We start from the raw sequence: 20,324 nt of genomic DNA on the forward strand, positions 1-20,324 counted from the left end.
GCGCATATTATCGACTGGAATGTGGCACGTCTATTCGCCGTGTTTGCTTATATGTTTTTACACAAGCACTTAGTGCTACCTACCGTAACACTTAATTCCGATCGGGGTTCAAGAGGGCTCTGTGCTGGAAAAAGCGTCGATCTGGGCGCGGCGTTCCGGATTGACCATATTGTACAGGAAGCGCTCGATGACAGCGCGGTCCTGCGCGGCGCATCCCTCAAGGGCGCGGGCAATGCGATGCGACTGCGGCAAGGCGAGGGCGAGCGTCAGCTGGCGTCCGCTTTTCGTGGGGTAAAGCTTGCGGTGGCGGCGGTCGTGCAGGCCGGTTGCCTGAACCACATGGCCGGTATCGATCAGTTGCTTGAGAACGCGCGACAGGCTTTGCTTGGTGATGCGCAGCACTTCCAGAAGTTCCGCAACCGTCATGCCGGGCTTGCGATTGATGAAGTAGAGTACGCGGTGATGCGCACGGCCAAAGCTGATCTTTTCGAGAATGAGATCAGGGTCAGCGGTGAAGTCGCGATAAGAAAAGAACAAGAGTTCGATAACGTTGAGATCGGCCGCCTCCTCGGCTGTCAACGGATTGCTTATATAATTCATGTCGTTCGTCGAATTCACATCGATGCTCCGTACTGCTGCGATAAATATGTCAGCATTATTGACATAATTCAACCGCCCAGATAATTTTCGATAAGCGTGAGCTGGCTTTTTGGAACAATGTTTACGCTGGCGCATGCTGGAGGAGAGATAATTACGCGACCGGGGTTTTCGATCACTGCTGTGGAGGCGGTGAAAGAAACGCTGCGACCGCGAAGTCCCGCGGATTGGGAGGATTATTTTTTGTCCATGCGTGCTCCATTAGAGTTTTGCGCAAAATCTTTGCCCAAGCTCTAAGCATTTCGCACCAAAAGGCCAGTATTCGTGCGGAAAAAGGCGCCTGTTTTGCCGGTAATATCGATTTAACCGGTGAAATGGGAATGCGGAGACGTTTGCCCGAGCAGAATCTGCCCTGAGACAGCGCCGCAAGGAAAACATTTAGGAGCAAGAAAATGGCTGCGATTCCATTCGATCAAAGGGACGGATATATCTGGTTGGACGGTGCATTCGTCGACTGGAAAGACGCGAAAATTCATGTCCTCACCCATGGGCTGCATTATGCAAGCACGGTTTTTGAGGGCGAGCGCGCCTATGGCGGCGAAATCTTCAAGCTGAACGAACATACTGAGCGCCTGCATGAATCTGCGCGGCTTCTCGGCTTTGCGCTGCCTTACAGCGTTGAAGAGATCAACGATGCCTGTCGGGCGCTGATCAAGAAGATGGGCTATGTCGATGCCTATGTGCGCCCGTTTGCCTGGCGCGGCTCGGACTCGCTCGGCGTTTCGGCGCAGAACAACCGCATTCATGTGGCAATCGCCTGCTGGGAATGGCCGAGCTATTTCTCGCCGGAAGAAAAGATGAAGGGCATTCGCCTCGACATCGCCGAATATTGCCGTCCGGACCCGCGCACGGCGCCGTCGAAGTCCAAGGCGTCTGGCCTTTACATGATCTGCACGATCTCCAAGCATGCGGCGGAAGCCAAGGGCTATGCTGATGCGCTGATGCTCGACTGGCGTGGCCAGGTTGCGGAAGCAACCGGTGCAAATGTGTTCTTCGTCAAGGACGGTGCGCTGCATACGCCGAAGCCGGATTGCTTCCTCGACGGCATCACTCGCCGCACGATCATCGATCTGGCCAAGCGTCGTGGCATTGAAGTCATTGAGCGCGCAATCATGCCGGAAGAAATGGCAGATTTCTCCGAATGCTTCCTGTGTGGCACTGCTGCCGAAGTTACACCCGTTTCGGAGATAGGTCAGTACCGGTTCAAGCCAGCCGAGATCACCAGCATATTAATGGATGCTTATACAGCGGAAGTGCAGCCAAAGCGCGAAGCGGCTGAGTGACTGGGTTTTGAACAGAAAAAGAGCGGCTTTCGGGCCGCTTTTTAGTTACTTTACTGCTTATTGTTTGACATTGGGAAGTTTCGGCTCAAGATTTTCATGCCGGAATCGCGTTGTTCCGGTATTAGAGCGGCCTCTGATCTGATCCTGTCAAATCGACGCTCTAATAATTGATCAGGCGCGCAAATATTCCGAAACCGTTCATTCTTTTCGGAATGCGCTCTAACAGAAATGGGGTGACGATTATGGAATCTCTATTGCCTATCATTCTCCAGCTGGTTGCCGGTGCTGTCGGTGGCAATATCGCTGGTGCTGTCAAGAACATCAGCCTTGGGACAACGGGTAACACCGTGGCTGGCGGTATTGGCGGTGTCATCCTCGGCCAGCTTCTTCCGATGCTCTCCGGCGGTGGTGTGGATTCGATGTTGAACGGCGCAATCGGCCAGCTTGCTGGCGGTGGCGTGGGCGGTATCGTTCTGACTGCAATCGTGGGGCTGATCAAGAATTCAATGGCCAGCAAGGCCTGAGGAAAGCATTTCGCGACCGGATGGAAACATCGGGTCGAGCAAGGATGTCTATAAAATAGCAGCTTGGAGCGCGCTCCAGTTTTTGGAAGTGCTCCGGGTAGACGGCGCAGTTTTTACAGCCAACCGGCAAGACGAACGGTTTGAGAGGGATAAAACGGACGGCCATGTGCCGTCCGTTTTTTGTAGCATCATCCGATCAGCGTGAAACGAGACTTGAAGGGTCTTAAAGCCCTTTCCGTATCGGGTCGGGGCCATTATGTGTGGAACAACACAGGCGGCGGTTCGCGCGATCCTCGCCGATCCACATATGCGATGGAGTATCCAGCATGGGCCAGCTACAGGCGATTATCGTCCCCGTTACCCCGTTCCAGCAGAACTGCACCATTCTTTTCGACGGCGAGACCAAGAAGGGCGTTGTCATCGATCCGGGCGGTGATCTGCCGAAGATCGAGGAGGCGATCCAATCGCAGGGTATCGACGTTGAAGCCATCTGGATTACCCATGGCCATATAGACCATGCGGGCGCTGCGGCTGATCTGAAGGACAAGCTCGGCGTCGAGATTATCGGTCCGCATGTCGACGACCAGTTCCTGCTGGATAGTCTTGTGATGACAGGTCTCAAATATGGAATTGTCGACGGCGTGCGCAATGTGACGCCGGATCGCTGGCTGGAAGAAGGTGATAAGGTCACCGTCGCCGGGCACTCGTTCGACGTGTTCCACTGCCCCGGCCATTCGCCCGGTCATGTTGTCTTCTATAGCCCGGAAGCGCGTTTCGCGATTGTCGGCGATGTACTTTTCAACGGTTCTGTCGGTCGCACCGATTTGCCGGGCGGCGACCATGATGCGCTGATCCGTTCGATCCGCAAGAAGCTTTTGCCGCTCGGCGACGATATCGGCTTTATCTGCGGCCACGGCCCGGGCGGACGGTTCGGCGAGGAGCGCCGCAACAATCCATTCCTCATCGGAATGGCGTGACAAATACAAAAAAGCCGCCCTTTGGGCGGCTTTTTCATTGTCGATTGTGCACTGAGAGCGGTCCCGGTTAAAGCGGAATCGTGGAACCGCTCTAACTATTTGTCTTACGCATTATCCTATGCATCGAAGCGGGATCAGAAATCAGTCCAGTGAACTGATTTCCCCGCGTAGGCGCTACGCACTTTTGCTGGAAATGCTTCAGTTAGCGGTGCAGAAATGGTCGCGACCGTCATAACCGCGATAGGTGCCGGTGTTCGGGTTGAACGACCGGTAACGGTCCGAACAATAATTGTACCAGCTGCGGCTCCACGGCTCAAAGCCTGCCTGACGGTAATAGGTTACCTGACGTGGTGGCGGAGGAGCCGGGTAATATGCAGGCGGCGGCGGCGGTGCATCGTAAATCGGTGCTGGCTGCACATAGGTCGGCTGCGGCTGGCTCAGTGCGCTGCCGATCAGGGCGCCCGCTGCAAGGCCGATCACGCCGGCTGCGACGGCGTCGCCATTGCCACGATGATGATGACGGCCCCAGTCACCGCCGCGATCCCAGCCGGGACGGCCCCATGAATCTGCCGAAGCTGAAGCAAGAGGAGCAGCAATCGCTGCCAAGGATGCAACGGCCAGAATGGTTGTCTTCGCAAATCGGTTCATTGTTCGCTCCTTCAGAAGCTCGACTGCAATTCCTCTGGTGCGAACCGCTCGAAAGACGGGGCACCAATCATGAATAATGGATTAACTCTCTCGACATGAATGGAGGCTGAACAATGGTGAAATAGGACGCTAAGTCGCCAATCCCCGGTAAAATACGCGCAGTGTCTGTAACAATTCGGGGGTGGCGTCAGAGGCGCGATTGCCGTTGCGTGTGTGCTGGATTGCCATTCCAGCCATGCTTTCAATCGCTTGCAGTTGCACCGGCCGTTCTGATTTCCCCACAGAGGGGACGAATACTGGCAGGACTGCCGATCCGGTGCGCTCATTATGCTTGCGGAAATTCGGGCAATAAAAAACCCCGGTGTGAACCGGGGTCATAATTGGTATTCAGAACAATCAGCCGGTAACGGTGATGTTCACGGCCTTAGGGCCCTTGCCGCGACGATCCGGTTCCGTCTCGTAGGAAACCTTCTGATTGTCTGCGAGGCCCGTCAGGCCCGAAGCCTGGACGGCAGAGATGTGCACGAAGATATCCGCGCCGCCATCATCAGGCTTGATGAAACCAAAGCCTTTTTCGGTATTGAAGAATTTGACCAGTCCGGTCTGTGCCATTGGATCCGTTCCTTTTCCTTGGCGCCACCGCTTCTTTCGAAACGATGGAATTATATCTTCTGCCGAGCGCACCACACACCCGACAGAGGGTCATGCAGGCAGTTCTCGACTTAGGGAAGGAACCGATCATTGCCTGGGTATCCCCAGACCCGGAACTTATAGCGGCCCCGGCACGCCGTTCTTCCAGTCTTCCATTTGTTCGCTAAATGCCCGAACGAGTGGAGACTGATCTATGACGCGAATTTTGGCAAGCAAATTCTTTGCGCCCATGATCTTTTGTTATCTTTGAACCGGATTGGTCGCCAATTTTTCCGATTATTTCTAGAATTTCTATAGCTGTATACCGAAATAGAACAGCCTATCCTTGATATATAAGAGATCTTTTAGAGATGCGGCCTGTTTAAACGCGCGGATTTAATTGAATAGATTAATAGAGCACGTCGTCTTAGCGGGCACAAAGATGGTTGCCCCTGTGGGCGCGGCTAGCGATTGCGCGAGACAATGCACGCGCCACCGGCTGCACGCAACTTGCTACAAATACCATCGGCTTCCGCCCGGCTATTGGCCCCGATCCGCACCGCATAGATGCCGCGCCGCCCCATCGGGGTGCGAATGCGGCTGATGACGGGGTCGTGCCCGCTCAGCACGGATGCGAATTGCTTGCGCAGGCGGCTCCATTGATTCACGGCCGCGCTGCGACGGAAATTGCCTGCAACCTGTATGCCCCATGGCTTCGGTTTGACACGCGACATGGGAATCGTAGCCGAGCGAATGATCGGCAGGCGGCGGCAGGCCTCGGCAAAGGAACGCCCCGAATCAAGCGGGCGGGTCTGCACCTCCTTGCCGGACGCAAAGTCGTCCGCCGGAGCGCCGGTGATATCGAGCACATAATCCTCTGTTTCAAGCGGTAGGAAGCCGCCCGAGCGCATCCAGCTTGAGACGCGTCCCGCGCCCGCATTATAGGCAGCGGCGGCGAGACCCCAATTGCCGAAGGCCTGTTTGAGATCAAACAGGAAGCTGGCGGAGGCGGGGATGGCCTGCTCGATGTCGAATGGGTCGGCGAGGCCGCGCTCCTTCGCCGTATAGGGCATGAACTGGGCAATGCCCTGCGCGCCGACCGGGCTCACGGCCTGATGATCGAACCGGCTTTCCTTCCAGATCAGGCGGGCGAAGAAATCTTTCGGTATGCCGTGCCGGGTGGCGCTGGTCTCGATCAGCTGACAGATACGGTTGACGCCCGGCACCTTCTTTTCCGGCGGCAGGGGCGGTGCGGATATGCGCGGATTGGGTTCGCTATAGCTTGTCGGTGCCGTTTCTGCATCGGCGGGCGTGATTGAAAGCGGGACGATCAGGAACGATGCCGCCAGAAAAGTTCCGAAACGCCGCATGTCGTCTTTCTGTTCGCTTTTGCCCCATGGCCAGACCCGGATTGTTCGGGCTGCACACTTTATTGCAGAGTAACGCAACTTGGCGACTTGTCGAGAGACGCGCCCGCTAATCTTCCCATTTAAATCTTGCCGTTCGGAGCAACTGCTCCATTCTAGATGAGGCAAAAGACGGATATCGGTTTCTGGAGAGGAGGAAACATGGTGAGGGGTTTGTCGTGGACCGGCTTGATTGCCGGTGTGATGTTGTTGACCGGCTGTGTGGCGGAGGGCGGACCCGATCACAGGCCGCCGCCGATCCGGCCCGGTAATCCGGGCCATGTGCAGGCTTGCCCGATGATTTATTCGCCCGTCTGCGGCGAGCGGCGGGGTGTCCGCCAGACCTTCGGCAACGCATGTTCCGCACGGGCTGAGGGGTTCCGCGTGGTGTCGAACGGTCAGTGTAGCGGTCGCCCGGGCAACGGCTGGAATGGTCCCGGCGTCGGTCCTGCCCGTCCGCCACAGCATGGGACGCGGCCCGGTATGGGCGCATGCACACGGGAATATGCGCCTGTCTGCGCAAGGCGCGGCAGTGAACGGCGCACCTTCTCCAATCGCTGTGAGGCGGAACGCGCAGGCTTCCGCGTTTCGGGCAGCGGTCGTTGTTGAGTTAAACGGGGAGGCGGATCAGCGTTTCAGCGGCTCCGCCTCTCTGTAACGCAAGGCGTCAACGAGCAGCGCGAAGGCCGGGGAAGATTGTCTCCGGCTTGGATAATAGAGATGAAAGCCCGGAAAGGGCGGGCACCAGTCTTCCAGCACGCGCACCAGCGAGCCGTCGGCAAGACCGTCCCGCATGTAGTCTTCCGGCAAGCTGGCAAGGCCGAACCCGGCCTTGGCGGCTTCGACAATCATATTCGGGGAATTGAGAATGAGCTGGCCTTCGACGCGCACCTTGAGTTCGCGCCCGTTCTTCTCGAATTCCCACGCGTAAAGCCCGCCATAGGTGAGTAGTCGCAGATTGATGCAACGATGCGCGGTCAGTTCCTGCGGGGTGCGGGGGACCGGGTGATTTTTGAAATAGGACGGCGCGCCGACCACGGCCATGCGCATGTCAGGGCCGATGGGCACGGCGATCATGTCCTGTGCGATCTGCTCGCCAAGGCGGATACCGGCGTCATAACGGTCGGCTACGATGTCGCGCAGCCCGGAATCAATGGCCACTTCGACGTGAATATCTGGATAGTCCGGCAGAAGACGTTCCAGTACCGGCCACAGAATGGCCTGCGCCGCATGATCGGAGGTGGTGATGCGAATGGTTCCGGCAGGCTTGTCGCGCAACTCGCTCAAGGCGTCCAGTTCGGTTTCGATCTCCTCGAAGCGCGGGCCAATGGTGCGCAGCAGCCTTTCGCCAGCCTCTGTCGGGGAGACGCTGCGGGTGGTGCGGGTCAGGAGGCGCAGCCCAAGCCGCTCTTCCAGCCCGCGCATTGTGTGGCTCAGCGCCGATTGGGAAACGCCAAGCTTTGCCGCCGCACGGGTGAAACTGCCCTCGCGCGCAATGGCCAGAAAAGCCAGCAGATCGTGAATATTGTCGCGCCGCATTGATGAATCCATCTCATGAGTTCATGCCGATTATAACGGCTAATCATTGGGGACAGAAGTTTTTAAGTTTGCCGCGATTTCAGGCGGGTAAGAAAGGAAACATATCATGCAGATCAAGCGCATCGGGTCTCAACCTTCGACCAAGGGTTCCGCCGATTATTTCACCGGCACGGTTCGCCTCGACATGCCGTTCAGCACCACTGCACCGGCGCGCGTTGGCGGCGCTACCGTGTCGTTCGAGCCGGGCGCGCGCACGGCCTGGCATACGCATCCGCTGGGTCAGACGTTGATTGTTACCGCTGGCCTTGGCTGGGCGCAACGCGAGGGCGGCCCGGTCGAGGAAATTCGCCCCGGCGATATCGTCTGGTTTGAACCGGGCGAACGGCATTGGCACGGCGCGACGGCCACCACGGCCATGACCCATATCGCCATCGCGGAAGCGCTCGATGGCAAGGTTGTGGACTGGCTGGAACATGTCAGCGACGAAGATTATCGCGCATAAGGATATTGACCATGAAAAAGAGAATATTGGGCCGCAGCGGCCTTGAGGTTTCGGCTATCGGTCTTGGCTGCATGGGCCTTAGCTATGGTTATGGTCCCGCTGTGGACAGGCCGCAGGCTGTTGAGCTGATCAGAGCCGCCTTCGACAAGGGTGTGACGTTTTTCGATACGGCTGAAGCTTACGGCCCCTATGTCAATGAGGACGTTCTGGGCGAGGCGCTGGCACCGATCCGCGACCGGGTGGTGATTGCCACCAAGTTCGGCTTCGAATTCGATGGCAAAGGCGGCCAGAGCGGCATGAACAGCCGTCCTGAACATATCCGTGCTGTCGCGGAAGCATCGCTGAAACGACTCAAGACGGATGTGATCGACCTTTTCTACCAGCATCGCGTCGACCCGGCGACACCCATCGAAGATGTGGCCGGAACGGTTCGCGATCTGATCAAGGAAGGCAAGGTAAAGCACTTCGGCCTTTCCGAAGCTGGCCCGCAAACTATCCGGCGCGCCCATGCCGTGCAGCCAGTCACAGCGCTGCAAAGTGAATATTCGCTGTGGTGGCGCGAGCCAGAACAGGAAATTCTGCCGCTTCTGGAAGAACTGGGCATCGGCTTTGTTCCATTTAGCCCGCTCGGCAAAGGCTTTCTGACCGGAGCCATCGACAGCAAAACAAGCTTTGCAGCCAATGATTTCCGCAATGTCGTGCCGCGGTTCTCGACTGAAGCCCGCGATGCCAATCAGGCGCTGGTCGATCTGCTTGGCCAGATAGCGGAAGCCAAGGGCGTCACGCGCGCCCAGATCGCGATTGCGTGGTTGCTGGCGCAGAAGCCGTGGATCGTGCCCATTCCGGGCACGACGAAGCTGCATCGTCTGGAAGAAAACATTGGTGCCACCAATGTGGAACTGAATGCCGATGATCTGAACCGCATCGAAGCAGCGCTTTCCGAAATCACTGTGCAGGGCGACCGCTATCCGGCGCATTTGCAGCAGCGCGTTGATCGGTAACCCCGTTCAAAAGGAACCAGAATTATGCAGGGAATTCAGGACAAGGTTGTCGTCATTACCGGTGCAAGCAGCGGTCTGGGGGAAGCCTCGGCGCGGCGGCTGGCTGAAGGCGGAGCCAAGCTTGTGCTCGGCGCACGGCGTCTCGACCGGCTACAGGCGCTGGCCAGTGAGCTGGGACTAGGCGAGGGTGCGGTTCTGCATACGGATGTGACCGACCGCATTCAGGTTCAGCGTCTGGTGGATCAGGCCGTGAAACTGCATGGCCGTGTTGATGTACTCATCAACAATGCCGGGCTTATGCCGCATTCATTGCTCGAAATGGGCAAGGTGGATGACTGGGATCGCATGATCGACGTCAATATCAAGGGCGTGCTCTATGGTATCGCTGCCGCACTGCCGCATATGCGTGAGCAGAAGAGCGGCCACATCATCAATGTCTCATCAGTGGCGGGGCACAAGGTGGGGCCGGGCGGCGCTGTCTATTCGGCAACCAAACATGCGGTGCGGGTCATTTCCGAAGGACTGCGTCAGGAAGTGAAGCCCTACAACATCCGCACGACGATCATATCGCCGGGTGCGGTAGCGACGGAGCTTCCCAACAGCGTCACGGACCCGCAGCAGGCCGAACGCGTGAAGGCGCTTTACGAGAATGTTGCCATTCCTGCGGATTCTTTCGCGTCCACAGTGGTTTTCGCGATCAGCCAGCCGGACAATGTGGACATCAACGAAATCCTGTTCCGTCCAACTGCGCAGGAATATTGATCGAAAACGAAAACGGGTCCTGCATTTTTGGTGCAGGACCCGTTTTCTTATCTTCCCGGACGGCCCGTCTTGCCGGGCCTCCGCTTCTTGCGAGACACTTCCGCCGGGTCTTCGTAAGAACCGATACCGGCGCGCTCGCGGCGAATAGGGGCTTCTCCACCGGCTGGAATTTCCGTCCGCTTCACCGTCATTTCATCCAGCGTATTCTTGCGGAACTTCGTTTCCGGTGCTGCGGGCAGGGGGCCTTCGTGGCGTGGCTTCGCCATGTCCGTGCCTGGTCCCATATTGTCGAGCGACGGCTTCTGGAACAGCGATTTGCCGCCGGTGTCATCCACCGTGCGATGTGCCTTGCGCCCGGCATTATGGCGGCCCTTGGTGCGCCCGGTGACCGGGCTTTCCAGTTCCACTTCTCGCGCCAGCGGATCGTCGGCAATGGCCAGTTCGGTCTCGCGCAGGCGCTTGATCTCGTCGCGCAGCCGTGCTGCCTTTTCGAAGTCGAGATCGGCAGCGGCGTCGCGCATCTGCTTTTCCAGATATTCCAGATGGGCCTGTAGATTGTTGCCCATCATGCCGCCTTCTTCGGCAAAGCCCGAAATGTCGGCGCGGACATGATCGCGTTCGTAGACCGAGTTCAGAATGTCCGAAATATTCTTCTTCACCGAAGCCGGTGTGATGCCGTGTTCTTCGTTATAGGCGACCTGCTTTTCGCGGCGGCGGCTGGTTTCATCCATGGCGCGCTGCATCGAGCCGGTGATATTGTCGGCGTAGAGAATAACCTTGCCGTCAACGTTACGCGCGGCACGACCGATGGTCTGGACCAGTGAGGTTTCAGACCGCAGGAAGCCTTCCTTGTCAGCGTCGAGAATGGCGACGAAACCGCATTCTGGAATGTCGAGACCTTCACGCAGCAGATTGATGCCAATGAGCACGTCGAACGCGCCAAGGCGCAGATCGCGGATAATCTCGATACGCTCCAGCGTGTCGATATCCGAGTGCATGTAGCGCACGCGCACGCCCTGTTCGTGCAGATATTCGGTCAGGTCCTCCGCCATGCGCTTGGTCAAAACCGTGACCAGCGTGCGGTAACCTTTCTTCGCCGTGTCGCGGATTTCGCCGAGCACGTCATCGACCTGCGTCTTGGCGGGGCGAATTTCCACCGGCGGATCGATAAGGCCGGTCGGACGAATAACCTGTTCGGCAAAAACGCCGCCCGCTTCTTCCATTTCCCAGCCGCCCGGCGTTGCCGAAACGGCAATGGTCTGCGGACGCATGGCGTCCCATTCCTCGAAGCGGAGCGGACGGTTGTCCATGCAGGACGGCAGACGGAAGCCATATTCGGCCAGCGTTGCCTTGCGCCTGAAGTCGCCGCGATACATGCCGCCGATCTGCGGGACGGTGACGTGACTTTCGTCGATGAAAACCAGTGCGTTGTCCGGGATATATTCGAACAGGGTCGGCGGCGGTTCGCCGGGATTGCGGCCGGTCAGATAGCGCGAATAGTTTTCGATGCCTGCGCAGGAGCCGGTTGCCTCCAGCATTTCGAGGTCGAAAGTCGTGCGCTGTTCCAGCCGCTGCGCTTCCAGTAGACGCCCGGCATTATTCAATTCGATGAGGCGGTGCTTCAGCTCTTCCTTGATCGACTTCATCGCCTGATTAAGCGTCGGTCGCGGCGTGACATAGTGCGAATTTGCGTAGATCTTGACCGACTTCAGATCGCCGGTCTTCTGACCGGTAAGCGGGTCGAACTCAGTGATGGTCTCGATTTCGTCACCGAACAGCGAAATGCGCCAAGCCCGGTCTTCCAAGTGGGCCGGGAAAAGTTCAATCGTATCGCCCCGCACGCGGAACGAGCCACGCACGAAATTGATGTCCTGACGCTTATATTGCTGAGCCACGAGATCGGCGAGCAATTGCCGCTGGTCGAGCCGGTCTCCGATCTTCATTTCGAAGGTCATGGCCGTATAGGTTTCGACCGAACCGATACCGTAGATGCAGGAGACCGAAGCGACGATGATTACGTCGTCGCGCTCGAGCAGCGAACGCGTCGCGGAGTGGCGCATACGGTCGATCTGTTCGTTGATCGAGGATTCCTTCTCGATATAGGTGTCCGAGCGCGGCACATAGGCTTCCGGCTGGTAGTAGTCGTAATAGGATACGAAATACTCGACCGCATTGTTCGGGAAGAAGTTCTTGAACTCACCGTAAAGCTGTGCGGCCAATGTCTTGTTGGGCGCGAGGATCAGGGCCGGACGCTGGGTCTCCTGGATGACCTTGGCCATGGTGAAGGTCTTGCCGGAGCCGGTGACGCCGAGCAGCACCTGCGTGCGGTCGTCATTGGTCAGCCCTTCGACCAGATCATGGATGGCCGTCGGCTGGTCGCCGGACGGTTCGAAGGGCGTTTCCATCTCGATAGAAATGCCGCCTTCGGATTTGTCCGGGCGGGAAGGGCGGTGCGGCGTCCAGAGCTGTCCGTTCTTGAACAGCGGATTGCCGGATTCGATCAGGTCGGACAGCGCCTTGACGGTTGCTGTTGCACCCGACGCATTGAGCCCGGCGGCATCTTCCAGACTGATATCAAGACCTGCGACCGGATTGAGGCCTGCGGCTGCGCGCTCCTTCGCGGAAGCCGCGCCGCCCATCGACGTGCCGCGACCGCTGCGCGTTGCTTCCTTGCTGCGTTCGGGAATCTTCTTCGGCGTCTTGGCAGATTTGGATGCCTTGGCGGCAGGCTTTGTCGCCTCGTCGCCAATTTCCTTCGCCCAGTCGGCGATGGAGCCGCTGAGCGGCGTGCCTGAGTATTCGGCCTGAGGCATTTCGCCAAAGCCGTCAGAATGAGGCATTTCGCCAAAGCTATCCGCCGTGTCGTGCGAATCCTGAGTGTATTTGTTCTTGGAAGAAGCCATGTCGCTAATATGGAATTTCGCCATGCAAATGAAAAGAGCATGGCAGTAGAATCCCACTTGTTGCCGGTTTCTGTCGGTCGGCTCCTGACAGAAGGTTGTCAGGAAGTCGGGCAATCGCGAACTGTTGATGGGAAGGGACGTGCCTCCTTATTGGAACCGGGATAAGAGCAGGGTGCGATGCCGCATGTTTTTCATGATGAGTTTGTCTCATAATCCGGCAGAATCATTTGTGTTTAAAGGATTGATTGATGAGCGTTGCAGATAAGCCCAAAGGCGAACTGACCTTGCGCGTTCCGGCTATGCCGAAGGACGCCAATTCGGCATTCGATATTTTTGGTGGCTGGGTCATGTCGCAGATGGACTCGGCTTCCGGTATTCGTGCGGAAGAACGCGCGCGTGGCCGCGTGGTCACCGCAGCCGTGCGCGAGATGTCCTTTGCCAAGCCGGTGAAGATCGGTGACGTCTTGTGCGTCTATACGGAGATCACCAAGGTCGGCCGCACCTCGATCACCTTGCGCGTCGAGGCATGGGCACAGCGCGCATCCCAGCAGCGTATGGAATTGGTGACGCATGGCGAATTTGTTATGGTTGCGCTCGACAAAGAAGGCAAGCCGTCTCCGGTTCCGGCAGAATAGGCGATTGCTTCTTCTGTGTTGGAAAAGCCCGGTTTTGACCGGGCTTTTTATTTGCAGGCGCGATAGCCGCTACGACGCTGCATCAGGTCGAAGTGAAAATGGTTCGCATGTTCCGGGTTGTAGCCCGGTCCGAGCACCGTGGTGAAATAATCGCAGGCGTCTGAACGAACGCTGTTGAGCAAGCCTTTTTCGCGGAAGGCGAAGAAGCCGGGTCTACGTACCGAGATGTCCTTGCCATTGTTCAGCTTGATCCGGGTCACGTCGATGGCGTTGCCGCGCGAATGTTCGGACATTTTCGCACCGCGGCGATGATTCATCGTGCGGCAGGAATAGCCCCCCGCATTGTAGATCGTGTTGATGCCGGACAGATAACGCAGGCGCGCAGCGGGTTGCAGATCGCCCTTGATCCAGCGGGCAAAGGTTTCCGTCACCTGACAGTTCAGCGTTGCTGCCGGTTTGAAGGCGATGGAACCGCTGTTGAAGCCCGACACTTCAATCGGATTGTCGATATTGCAGGATGCGCTGCGATGGATTGGCGGTTTTTCCTTGAAAACCACGCCCAATCGCTTCAGTCGCGTGCGGCAAGCCGCTTCCGAATTCGACATGGTGTAGATGTTTTCAGCTGCCGTGACCGGGTTTTGAACGGGTGCCGTGAAGCCGTAGTCGCCCGCATATTGAGGCTCGCTTCGCGGTGCGGGCTGGGCGGTGTGGTTTTCTTCTTCCTCCGCCAGTCCGACGACACGATCCTGCTGGGGAGCCGGTGTCATGGGAGCTTCGGGCATGGGCGAACTCGCCACCGGCGCTGGTTCCATCGGCATATCGGCCACCGGGGCAGCAGGTATCGGGGCGCTGGCCACATCGGTGCTCGGCACCATGATATCCGAATTTCCGACATTGGCTTGCGGACGCGGTGGGCGCTCGCCTGAACAGCCAGCGGCCAGTATCAACAGGAGCACGGAAGCCGCCGGACCAAGACGGCGCAGTCGCGAACGCGCATGATCGTGATCTATGATGGCGGACAACGCAAAACCCATGTCCTTGCCTTCTGCTCGTGGGGGTCTTTCCAGTGAGAATCCGGTGTTTCCTGTATCCTATGAGAGAAGCGTAAAGGAAGAGTCAGTGCCCGCGTTAAGCGCTGTGGCGCAATCTGGGCAATGAGAGGGCGAGCCTGTGATGCTCTCTATGTTTTGATCGCCGACTTAGTTTTTTCGCACCGCGTCACGCAAAACCATTTCGCACTTTTGCTGGAAATGCTCTATCGCTTACCCTGTGGTTCAGGGCCAAACCGCAGATAAGACCATCCTCCCGGTCCCAAAAGTTTCACCCATGTCAGCACTGATTTCGCCAAGCATCCTGCCGATCCTGCTTCTGGTCGGCTCGAATATTTTCATGACCTTTGCATGGTACGGCCATCTGAAATTCACCAATACGCCGCTGGTTATAGTGATTTTCATCAGCTGGGGTATCGCGCTGATCGAATATTGTCTCGCAGTTCCGGCCAACCGTATCGGGCACGAAGTCTATTCGGCGGCCCAGCTCAAGACGATACAGGAAGTGATCACGCTGGTGATCTTCAGCCTGTTCTCGGTCTTCTATCTGAAGGAAGCCTTCACCTGGCACCACCTGCTGGGCTTTGCCTTCATCGCGGGCGGCGCAGCGCTGATCTTCAAGGCGTAGAGCTTAGTTAGCCGGTTCCGTCGCTGGAACCGGTTCATCCTTGCGGTTCCAGAACATCGGGACAAGCTCGACGGCCAGCATGGCCGCAAACAGCATGCCGCAGCCGATGAAACCGATGAAGCTCAGCCGTTCGCCAAGGAAGATCGCGCCGAACATGGCCGCGAACAGCGCTTCCGAAGACAGGAAGATCGCAGCCTGCGCCGAGGTCGTGTAACGCTGGCCGATGGCTTGCAGCGTAAAGGCGATGCCTGACGAGAACACGCCGGTAAACAGGATTTCCTTCCATGTCAGGGCGATGGCGTCCCAGTTGAAACCTTCGAGCAGCGATGCCCCGACCAGTCCGATAGCGGCGGCGGTGGCAAACTGAACGCAGCTCAGCATGATCGGGCGTCCGGCGCGGTTGGCTCGGCCGATCAGCAGCACCTGCAAGGCCCAGAAAGTTGCGCCGCAGATCACCAGCCAGTCGCCGGTCTTGAGCGCGGTCAGTTCCCCGCCCGACAGCAGAAAAATCCCGGCCAGACAGAAGGCGGCGCTTGGCCAGACGACCGGATGCGGCCATATGCGGAACAAAAGCACGCCCAGCACCGGTACCATCACGACATAAAGCCCGGTCAGAAAACCGGCATTGGTGACCGAGGTGGTGATGAGGCCGATTTGTTGCAGCAGCAGGCCGGTGAAGAGCACGGCGCCCACGACAATGAAATATCTATAGTCGGAAGACTTCAAACGGGCAGGCGCACGACGGCCTTCGGCAAGCGCCCATGGCAGCACGGTCAAGGCGGCAATGGCGGAACGAATGCCGATAAACAAAAATGGTCCAATGCTGGCCATGGCGGTCGACTGGGCGACAAAACCCATGCCCCAGATCACGCCAGCCAGAAGCAGGACAAAATTGGCTTGCGTGCGCGTCATCATGGCCTCGGATTGCAAAGAAGAAGGTCCGGGGCCATTTGGTCGCCGGAAATTGCCTCACCTATAGGCAAAAGCCGGGTGGGGCGGCAAGGGGCGTCTGCTTTCTGCGACATCACTGCAGATGCGGCCCTGAAACAGGCTCTTTGTCCGGAGATTTGACAGGGGCGGTTTTTTCCGCGTGAAAAGATCGTCAAAACTGCTATAGTTCCGCGAATTAGTCGTTTGAACGGTTCCGAAACGGATGTTTCGGTGGCCGTTTTCTTTTTGTGTATCGGGGGGTGTTGCAGCTCCCGGAGGGCACCTTGCAGCGAGGTTTCGCTGGCGGGGTGCGGCGGGCAACCAAACTACCGGCGCGTTGAGTTCTCGTGAAGAGGCGGGCGCCGGGCGAAGGAAAGGACTGGGTATGGAAAAGTTCCCTATGACCCCTCGCGGTTTCGAAAAGCTCAAGGAAGAGCTCCGCTGGCGTCAGCAAAACGAGCGTCCTCGGATCATCGAGGCTATCGCTGAAGCGCGTGCCCATGGCGATCTGTCGGAAAACGCCGAATATCACGCTGCCAAGGAAGCCCAGAGCCTCAATGAAGGCCGCATCAACGAACTGGAAGATGTCGTTGCGCGCGCCGAAGTGATCGACGTTACCAAGCTGAGCGGCGACCGAATCAAATTCGGCGCGACGGTCACGCTGATCGACGAAGACACCGAAGAAGAGAAGGTCTATCAGATCGTCGGCGATCAGGAAGCCGATGTGAAGGAAGGCCGCATTTCGATTTCGTCGCCAATTGCGCGCGCGATGATCGGCAAGACCGAAGGTGATACGATCGAGGTCAATGCACCGGGCGGATCGCGTTCCTACGAGATCGTTACACTGAAGTTCGTCTGATCACTGTGCTCCATTCAAACCAGGTTCCCGTTCAGAGTGTCGAGATTGTCGCTCCCAACTTCAAGCAGCGCCTTTCCGGCGTAACCTCGACGATTGTGCAGCTCATTCCTTTGCAGCGTGCAAAGGGGCTGAACATTGCGACAATGGGACCGGGTTTGCCGGATAGCCTGCCGCATCTGGGATGGGCTGCGCTTCTGTCGTTCTGGTCAGCGCCCAAAAAGCGGCGCTTCCGGATCTGGCATGCGCGGCGCAATATCGAAATGCTCGCCGGTATTTTCATGCGTCATGTTCTGCGTATGAAACTCCGGCTGGTGTTTACCTCGGCGGCGCAGCGCAATCACAAGCCTTTCACCAAATGGCTTATCCGCCGCATGAATGCGGTCATCGCCACCAGCGGGCGCTCGGGCAGTTTTCTGGAAGTGCCGCATGAGGTCATCATGCATGGCATCGATCTGGAACGCTTTCATCCGCCGGTTGGCGAGGAAGATACGTTTGCCGCGTCCGGCCTGCCGGGCAAATATGCAATCGGTTGTTTCGGACGCGTGCGGCACTCCAAGGGCACCGATCTCTTCGTCGATGCGATGATTGCGCTTCTGCCGCATTATCCGGAATGGACGGCGATCATCACCGGACGAACCACGGCGGAGCATCAATCCTTCGAGGATGGGCTCAAGGCGAAGATTGCCGCTGCCGGTTTGCAGGACCGCATTCTCATTCTCGGCGAAGTTCCCGATATTCGGGTCTGGTATCGCCGCCTGACGCTTTATGTTGCGCCGTCGCGCAATGAGGGTTTTGGCCTCACGCCGCTCGAAGCCATGGCATCGAAGACCGCCGTGGTGGCAAGTGACGCTGGCGCTTATTCCGAAATGATCGTGGAAGGGACCGGCAGTTTCGTGCCCGCCGGAGATGGCGAAGCCTTGCGCAAGGCCATCGAGCCTTATCTCGCAGACCCGGCCATGGCCGAGCGCGACGGCGAAACAGCGCTCGCCCATGTGCGCGCCAATTTCCCGCTTGAAAAGGAAGCCGCTGCGATCAGTGGTGTTTATGAGCGAGTTTTCGCCGGGAGCTAACTGTTCCCGGCTTTAAGCACTTACGTCTTAGTATTCAGATTCAGAGAATCATCAAAGGTTCGTCCTTGACCGGACGAATGGTCAGCGCGGTGCGGACAGAGTCCACATTTGGCGCTGCGGTCAGTTCTTCGATGACGAAGGTCTGGAACGTGTTCAGATCGCGCGCAACGCAATGAAGCAGAAAGTCGGACTCGCCCGAAACCATCCACGCGCGGCGTACCAGCGGCCAGTGCTTGGATTTCTCAGCAAAAGCCTTCAGATCGGCATCGGCCTGACGATGCAGACCGACCGAGCAGAACGCGACCAGATCCTGTCCGAGCGAATTGCCGTTGAGAATGGCGCGATAGCCCCGAATGACGCCGCTTTCCTCGAGTTTACGGACCCGGCGAAGGCAGGGAGGGGCCGAAATGCCAACCCGTTCGGCCAGCTCGACATTGGTGATGCGCCCGTTGTTCTGGAGCTCCCGCAGGATTTTCCAATCGATTTCGTCCAGATCGGCCTTGATCGGCATGCATGACTCCGCGCGCAAGGAAATTTCATTCGAGCGTAATTATAGAATATCCAGCGCCGTCGTGGCGCAATCTAATCATGCTAATATCAAATGAGTCCGTGGCGTGTAAACCATCTAAAGCTCTGTCAACGCACCCAAAAAGCGCGTGTGAACAGGATATATACGGTCACAAGCTCCAGTCGTCCTGCCAGCATGAGGAAGGACAGGACCCAGAGAGCCGGGTCGTGGATGGTGGAAAAATTGCCAACCGGACCGATTGTTTCGCCAAGGCCGGGGCCGACATTGGAGAGCGCAGTCAGCGCGCCGGTGAAGGCCGACACGAAGTCGAGACCGAGTGACGCGAGAAGTACTGCGCCGATGACCAGCGATGAACAATAGAGGAAGAGATACAGGAGCACGTTCTGGGCGATTTCGCCTGAAATCTCCGATGAGCCATAGCGCATCTTGGTGACGGCATGCGGCACGATAAGGCGGGAAAGGCTCGCTTGTGTCAGGCTCCACAGGATGATCAGGCGGTTCATCTTGATGCCGCCCGACGTGGAACCAGCACAGCTTCCGAGAAACGAGGCGAGGAAGAAAATGCCAAGGGCGGGCGGCCCCCAGAGCGAATAGTCTTCCGTCGCATAGCCGGTGGTCGTGATGACGGACACGAAGTGGAACGAGGCCGAAATCAGCGCGTCGCCAAAAGGCACGTCCAAGCCAAGCCGCAAGACGACTGCAAGGATGAAGCTGAAGCCGATCACGATGGTGAAGAACAGTTTGACCTGCGGATCAGCCAGCGATTCCAGCCGTTTGGGCATGAAAGCCTTGATATAGAGCACGAAGGGCAGGGCCGAGAGAATCATGAACACGGTCGCGACGACCAGCAGCAGGCGGTTGCCGTGGTAAAAGCCGAGCGAGTTGTCATGCGTGGAGAAGCCAGCCGTGGCCACGGTCGTCAGGCCGTGATTGATGGCGTCGAACACGCTCATTCCAACCATGAAATAGCTGATGATGCAGGCAGCCGTCAGGCTCAGATAGGCCAGAATGATGCCCAGCGCGATCTGGTTCATGCGCGGCAGGATCTTTTCCGACTTGTCGGAATTTTCCATGTGAAAAAGCGCAAGACCGCCGGCACGTAGCGACGGCAGCATCAGAAGCGCCAAGCCGATGAAGCCGATGCCCCCGATCCAGCAGAGAAGGGACCGCCAGAGCAGAATACCGCGCTGCATATTGTCGAGGCCGGTCAGCGCGGTCGCGCCGGTGGAAGTCACGCCGGACATCGCTTCAAAAAAGGCGGTGGCGTAACTGATCGGCAGATGAGAGAAATAAAGCGGAATCGAGCCGAGGAAACTCGCGGTCAGCCAGATGCAGACTGTCAGCAGAAAGCCGAGGCGCGGCGTGAAGCGGGTCGACTGGTTCTGCGTCGCAAACAGGATCAGCGCGGAAAGCGCGCCGGTGGCTGCGGCCGAGCGTACGAAGATCAGCCAGTCGTCACTGCCGTCGCGCAAGTCGATTGCGGCAGGCAGAAGCATGGCGGCCGCCATGATGAGGCCGAAGCGCGCGCAGATATTGGCGACTGTCTTGTAGATGGCGGTCGTCTCCGGCCGTTTGTGAAGCGATTTGCGGACAGTTGGGCGTTGTTTTTCCTGTCTGTTTAACGTGAGATCGACCTGGTCGCAATGCGGGGAGGCGCTTCCTATCACCTAAGTGTCACAAGCTGTGGCTAAAGCGCAGCAAATGCCCGTCAAACCTTGCAAACGGAAAAGGGCAGACCTACCTTGGCCATAATATCAGGGCACAGATATGCCGGGTGCGAAAGCGATTCCGG

21 protein-coding genes are annotated in these 20,324 nt (G+C 57.8%); 11 read left to right on the top strand and 10 right to left on the bottom strand.

Going from position 1 to position 20,324, the window contains the following annotated elements:
• Window positions 1-108: 108 nt before the first annotated feature.
• On the bottom strand, window positions 109-618 hold the full coding sequence (locus tag FHW00_RS05100) for a MarR family winged helix-turn-helix transcriptional regulator (protein ID WP_078338869.1): 510 nt from the start codon (window positions 616-618) through the stop codon (window positions 109-111).
• A 431-nt stretch (window positions 619-1,049) separates the two neighbouring features.
• Between FHW00_RS05100 and FHW00_RS05105 the strand changes: the two genes are divergently transcribed.
• The 3 genes from FHW00_RS05105 to FHW00_RS05115 all read left to right on the top strand — a co-directional run bounded on the left by FHW00_RS05105 (window position 1,050) and on the right by FHW00_RS05115 (window position 3,441).
• The gene (locus FHW00_RS05105) at window positions 1,050-1,940 is read left to right on the top strand and encodes a branched-chain amino acid aminotransferase (RefSeq protein WP_078338732.1); all 891 of its coding nucleotides are present in this window, start codon (window positions 1,050-1,052) and stop codon (window positions 1,938-1,940) included.
• A gap of 242 nt (window positions 1,941-2,182) precedes the next feature.
• Window positions 2,183-2,464, top strand: a complete 282-nt coding sequence (locus FHW00_RS05110) for a hypothetical protein (protein WP_078338731.1) — start codon at window positions 2,183-2,185, stop codon at window positions 2,462-2,464.
• Window positions 2,465-2,790: 326 nt separating this feature from the next.
• Window positions 2,791-3,441: an MBL fold metallo-hydrolase gene (locus tag FHW00_RS05115; protein WP_078338730.1), complete on the top strand. Its 651-nt coding sequence runs from the start codon at window positions 2,791-2,793 to the stop codon at window positions 3,439-3,441.
• Between the two features lie 198 nt (window positions 3,442-3,639).
• Here FHW00_RS05115 and FHW00_RS05120 read toward each other — a convergent pair whose 3' ends face one another.
• From FHW00_RS05120 to FHW00_RS05130, 3 genes are all read right to left on the bottom strand, one after another.
• Complete coding sequence (locus tag FHW00_RS05120) at window positions 3,640-4,089, bottom strand: BA14K family protein (RefSeq protein WP_078338729.1); 450 nt, start codon at window positions 4,087-4,089, stop codon at window positions 3,640-3,642.
• Window positions 4,090-4,485: 396 nt separating this feature from the next.
• The gene (locus tag FHW00_RS05125) at window positions 4,486-4,701 is read right to left on the bottom strand and encodes a cold-shock protein (RefSeq protein WP_010659637.1); all 216 of its coding nucleotides are present in this window, start codon (window positions 4,699-4,701) and stop codon (window positions 4,486-4,488) included.
• Window positions 4,702-5,183: 482 nt separating this feature from the next.
• Window positions 5,184-6,089, bottom strand: coding sequence for a transglycosylase SLT domain-containing protein (locus FHW00_RS05130; protein ID WP_078338728.1), 906 nt, complete (start codon window positions 6,087-6,089; stop codon window positions 5,184-5,186).
• A gap of 240 nt (window positions 6,090-6,329) precedes the next feature.
• Between FHW00_RS05130 and FHW00_RS05135 the strand changes: the two genes are divergently transcribed.
• On the top strand, window positions 6,330-6,734 hold the full coding sequence (locus FHW00_RS05135; RefSeq protein WP_445558199.1) for a Kazal-type serine protease inhibitor family protein: 405 nt from the start codon (window positions 6,330-6,332) through the stop codon (window positions 6,732-6,734).
• An 18-nt stretch (window positions 6,735-6,752) separates the two neighbouring features.
• Here the strand turns inward: FHW00_RS05135 and FHW00_RS05140 are convergent, their stop codons facing one another.
• On the bottom strand, window positions 6,753-7,664 hold the full coding sequence (locus FHW00_RS05140; protein WP_078338726.1) for a LysR family transcriptional regulator: 912 nt from the start codon (window positions 7,662-7,664) through the stop codon (window positions 6,753-6,755).
• Window positions 7,665-7,770: 106 nt separating this feature from the next.
• Between FHW00_RS05140 and FHW00_RS05145 the strand changes: the two genes are divergently transcribed.
• Genes FHW00_RS05145 through FHW00_RS05155 form a run of 3 tightly spaced genes read left to right on the top strand, consistent with a single transcriptional unit; the run spans window position 7,771 to window position 9,929 of the window.
• Window positions 7,771-8,166: a (R)-mandelonitrile lyase gene (locus FHW00_RS05145; protein WP_078338725.1), complete on the top strand. Its 396-nt coding sequence runs from the start codon at window positions 7,771-7,773 to the stop codon at window positions 8,164-8,166.
• 11 nt (window positions 8,167-8,177) lie between these two features.
• On the top strand, window positions 8,178-9,167 hold the full coding sequence (locus tag FHW00_RS05150; RefSeq protein ID WP_078338724.1) for an aldo/keto reductase: 990 nt from the start codon (window positions 8,178-8,180) through the stop codon (window positions 9,165-9,167).
• 24 nt (window positions 9,168-9,191) lie between these two features.
• The gene (locus FHW00_RS05155; protein WP_078338723.1) at window positions 9,192-9,929 is read left to right on the top strand and encodes an SDR family oxidoreductase; all 738 of its coding nucleotides are present in this window, start codon (window positions 9,192-9,194) and stop codon (window positions 9,927-9,929) included.
• 47 nt (window positions 9,930-9,976) lie between these two features.
• Here the strand turns inward: FHW00_RS05155 and uvrB are convergent, their stop codons facing one another.
• A complete protein-coding gene (gene uvrB, locus FHW00_RS05160; RefSeq protein ID WP_078338722.1) occupies window positions 9,977-12,832 on the bottom strand; it encodes an excinuclease ABC subunit UvrB in 2,856 nt (951 codons plus the stop codon).
• 248 nt (window positions 12,833-13,080) lie between these two features.
• Between uvrB and FHW00_RS05165 the strand changes: the two genes are divergently transcribed.
• Window positions 13,081-13,467, top strand: a complete 387-nt coding sequence (locus tag FHW00_RS05165; RefSeq protein WP_078338721.1) for an acyl-CoA thioesterase — start codon at window positions 13,081-13,083, stop codon at window positions 13,465-13,467.
• Between the two features lie 47 nt (window positions 13,468-13,514).
• Here the strand turns inward: FHW00_RS05165 and FHW00_RS05170 are convergent, their stop codons facing one another.
• The gene (locus FHW00_RS05170) at window positions 13,515-14,501 is read right to left on the bottom strand and encodes an extensin-like domain-containing protein (protein ID WP_078338720.1); all 987 of its coding nucleotides are present in this window, start codon (window positions 14,499-14,501) and stop codon (window positions 13,515-13,517) included.
• A gap of 292 nt (window positions 14,502-14,793) precedes the next feature.
• On the opposite strand from FHW00_RS05170, the gene FHW00_RS05175 reads away from it, so the two are divergent.
• Window positions 14,794-15,144, top strand: coding sequence for a DMT family protein (locus FHW00_RS05175; RefSeq protein ID WP_078338719.1), 351 nt, complete (start codon window positions 14,794-14,796; stop codon window positions 15,142-15,144).
• Between the two features lie 3 nt (window positions 15,145-15,147).
• On the opposite strand, the gene FHW00_RS05180 is transcribed toward FHW00_RS05175, so the two are convergent.
• Window positions 15,148-16,056, bottom strand: a complete 909-nt coding sequence (locus tag FHW00_RS05180) for a DMT family transporter (protein WP_078338868.1) — start codon at window positions 16,054-16,056, stop codon at window positions 15,148-15,150.
• Window positions 16,057-16,459: 403 nt separating this feature from the next.
• Here FHW00_RS05180 and greA point away from each other — a divergent pair, with 403 nt between their 5' ends.
• Together greA and FHW00_RS05190 are read left to right on the top strand one after the other, a co-directional pair.
• Window positions 16,460-16,933, top strand: a complete 474-nt coding sequence (gene greA, locus FHW00_RS05185; protein ID WP_078338718.1) for a transcription elongation factor GreA — start codon at window positions 16,460-16,462, stop codon at window positions 16,931-16,933.
• 5 nt (window positions 16,934-16,938) lie between these two features.
• A complete protein-coding gene (locus FHW00_RS05190) occupies window positions 16,939-18,003 on the top strand; it encodes a glycosyltransferase family 4 protein (RefSeq protein ID WP_078338717.1) in 1,065 nt (354 codons plus the stop codon).
• 40 nt (window positions 18,004-18,043) lie between these two features.
• Here the strand turns inward: FHW00_RS05190 and FHW00_RS05195 are convergent, their stop codons facing one another.
• Window positions 18,044-18,514, bottom strand: coding sequence for an Lrp/AsnC family transcriptional regulator (locus FHW00_RS05195; RefSeq protein WP_078338716.1), 471 nt, complete (start codon window positions 18,512-18,514; stop codon window positions 18,044-18,046).
• Between the two features lie 125 nt (window positions 18,515-18,639).
• Entirely contained in the window at window positions 18,640-20,040 is a 1,401-nt protein-coding gene (locus FHW00_RS05200) for a TrkH family potassium uptake protein (protein ID WP_113533529.1), read from the bottom strand.
• Window positions 20,041-20,324: the final 284 nt, after the last annotated feature.

Origin of the sequence: Ochrobactrum sp. P6BSIII, from assembly GCF_014138065.1 — a bacterium.
Lineage (GTDB): Bacteria > Pseudomonadota > Alphaproteobacteria > Rhizobiales > Rhizobiaceae > Brucella.

Excerpts from the sequence above, each read along its gene's own strand:
- FHW00_RS05135 (WP_445558199.1), top strand. The coding sequence starts at position 6,330 with ATGTTGTTGACCGGCTGTGTGGCGGAGGGCGGACCCGATCACAGGCCG.
- FHW00_RS05195 (WP_078338716.1), bottom strand. The coding sequence starts at position 18,514 with ATGCCGATCAAGGCCGATCTGGACGAAATCGATTGGAAAATCCTGCGG.
- FHW00_RS05165 (WP_078338721.1), top strand. The coding sequence starts at position 13,081 with ATGAGCGTTGCAGATAAGCCCAAAGGCGAACTGACCTTGCGCGTTCCG.
- FHW00_RS05125 (WP_010659637.1), bottom strand. The coding sequence starts at position 4,701 with ATGGCACAGACCGGACTGGTCAAATTCTTCAATACCGAAAAAGGCTTT.
- uvrB (WP_078338722.1), bottom strand. The coding sequence starts at position 12,832 with ATGGCTTCTTCCAAGAACAAATACACTCAGGATTCGCACGACACGGCG.
- FHW00_RS05115 (WP_078338730.1), top strand. The coding sequence starts at position 2,791 with ATGGGCCAGCTACAGGCGATTATCGTCCCCGTTACCCCGTTCCAGCAG.
- FHW00_RS05120 (WP_078338729.1), bottom strand. The coding sequence starts at position 4,089 with ATGAACCGATTTGCGAAGACAACCATTCTGGCCGTTGCATCCTTGGCA.
- FHW00_RS05130 (WP_078338728.1), bottom strand. The coding sequence starts at position 6,089 with ATGCGGCGTTTCGGAACTTTTCTGGCGGCATCGTTCCTGATCGTCCCG.
- FHW00_RS05140 (WP_078338726.1), bottom strand. The coding sequence starts at position 7,664 with ATGCGGCGCGACAATATTCACGATCTGCTGGCTTTTCTGGCCATTGCG.
- FHW00_RS05150 (WP_078338724.1), top strand. The coding sequence starts at position 8,178 with ATGAAAAAGAGAATATTGGGCCGCAGCGGCCTTGAGGTTTCGGCTATC.
- FHW00_RS05105 (WP_078338732.1), top strand. The coding sequence starts at position 1,050 with ATGGCTGCGATTCCATTCGATCAAAGGGACGGATATATCTGGTTGGAC.
- FHW00_RS05180 (WP_078338868.1), bottom strand. The coding sequence starts at position 16,056 with ATGACGCGCACGCAAGCCAATTTTGTCCTGCTTCTGGCTGGCGTGATC.
- FHW00_RS05155 (WP_078338723.1), top strand. The coding sequence starts at position 9,192 with ATGCAGGGAATTCAGGACAAGGTTGTCGTCATTACCGGTGCAAGCAGC.
- FHW00_RS05175 (WP_078338719.1), top strand. The coding sequence starts at position 14,794 with ATGTCAGCACTGATTTCGCCAAGCATCCTGCCGATCCTGCTTCTGGTC.
- FHW00_RS05110 (WP_078338731.1), top strand. The coding sequence starts at position 2,183 with ATGGAATCTCTATTGCCTATCATTCTCCAGCTGGTTGCCGGTGCTGTC.
- FHW00_RS05145 (WP_078338725.1), top strand. The coding sequence starts at position 7,771 with ATGCAGATCAAGCGCATCGGGTCTCAACCTTCGACCAAGGGTTCCGCC.
- FHW00_RS05200 (WP_113533529.1), bottom strand. The coding sequence starts at position 20,040 with ATGGCGGCCGCCATGCTTCTGCCTGCCGCAATCGACTTGCGCGACGGC.
- FHW00_RS05170 (WP_078338720.1), bottom strand. The coding sequence starts at position 14,501 with ATGGGTTTTGCGTTGTCCGCCATCATAGATCACGATCATGCGCGTTCG.
- greA (WP_078338718.1), top strand. The coding sequence starts at position 16,460 with ATGGAAAAGTTCCCTATGACCCCTCGCGGTTTCGAAAAGCTCAAGGAA.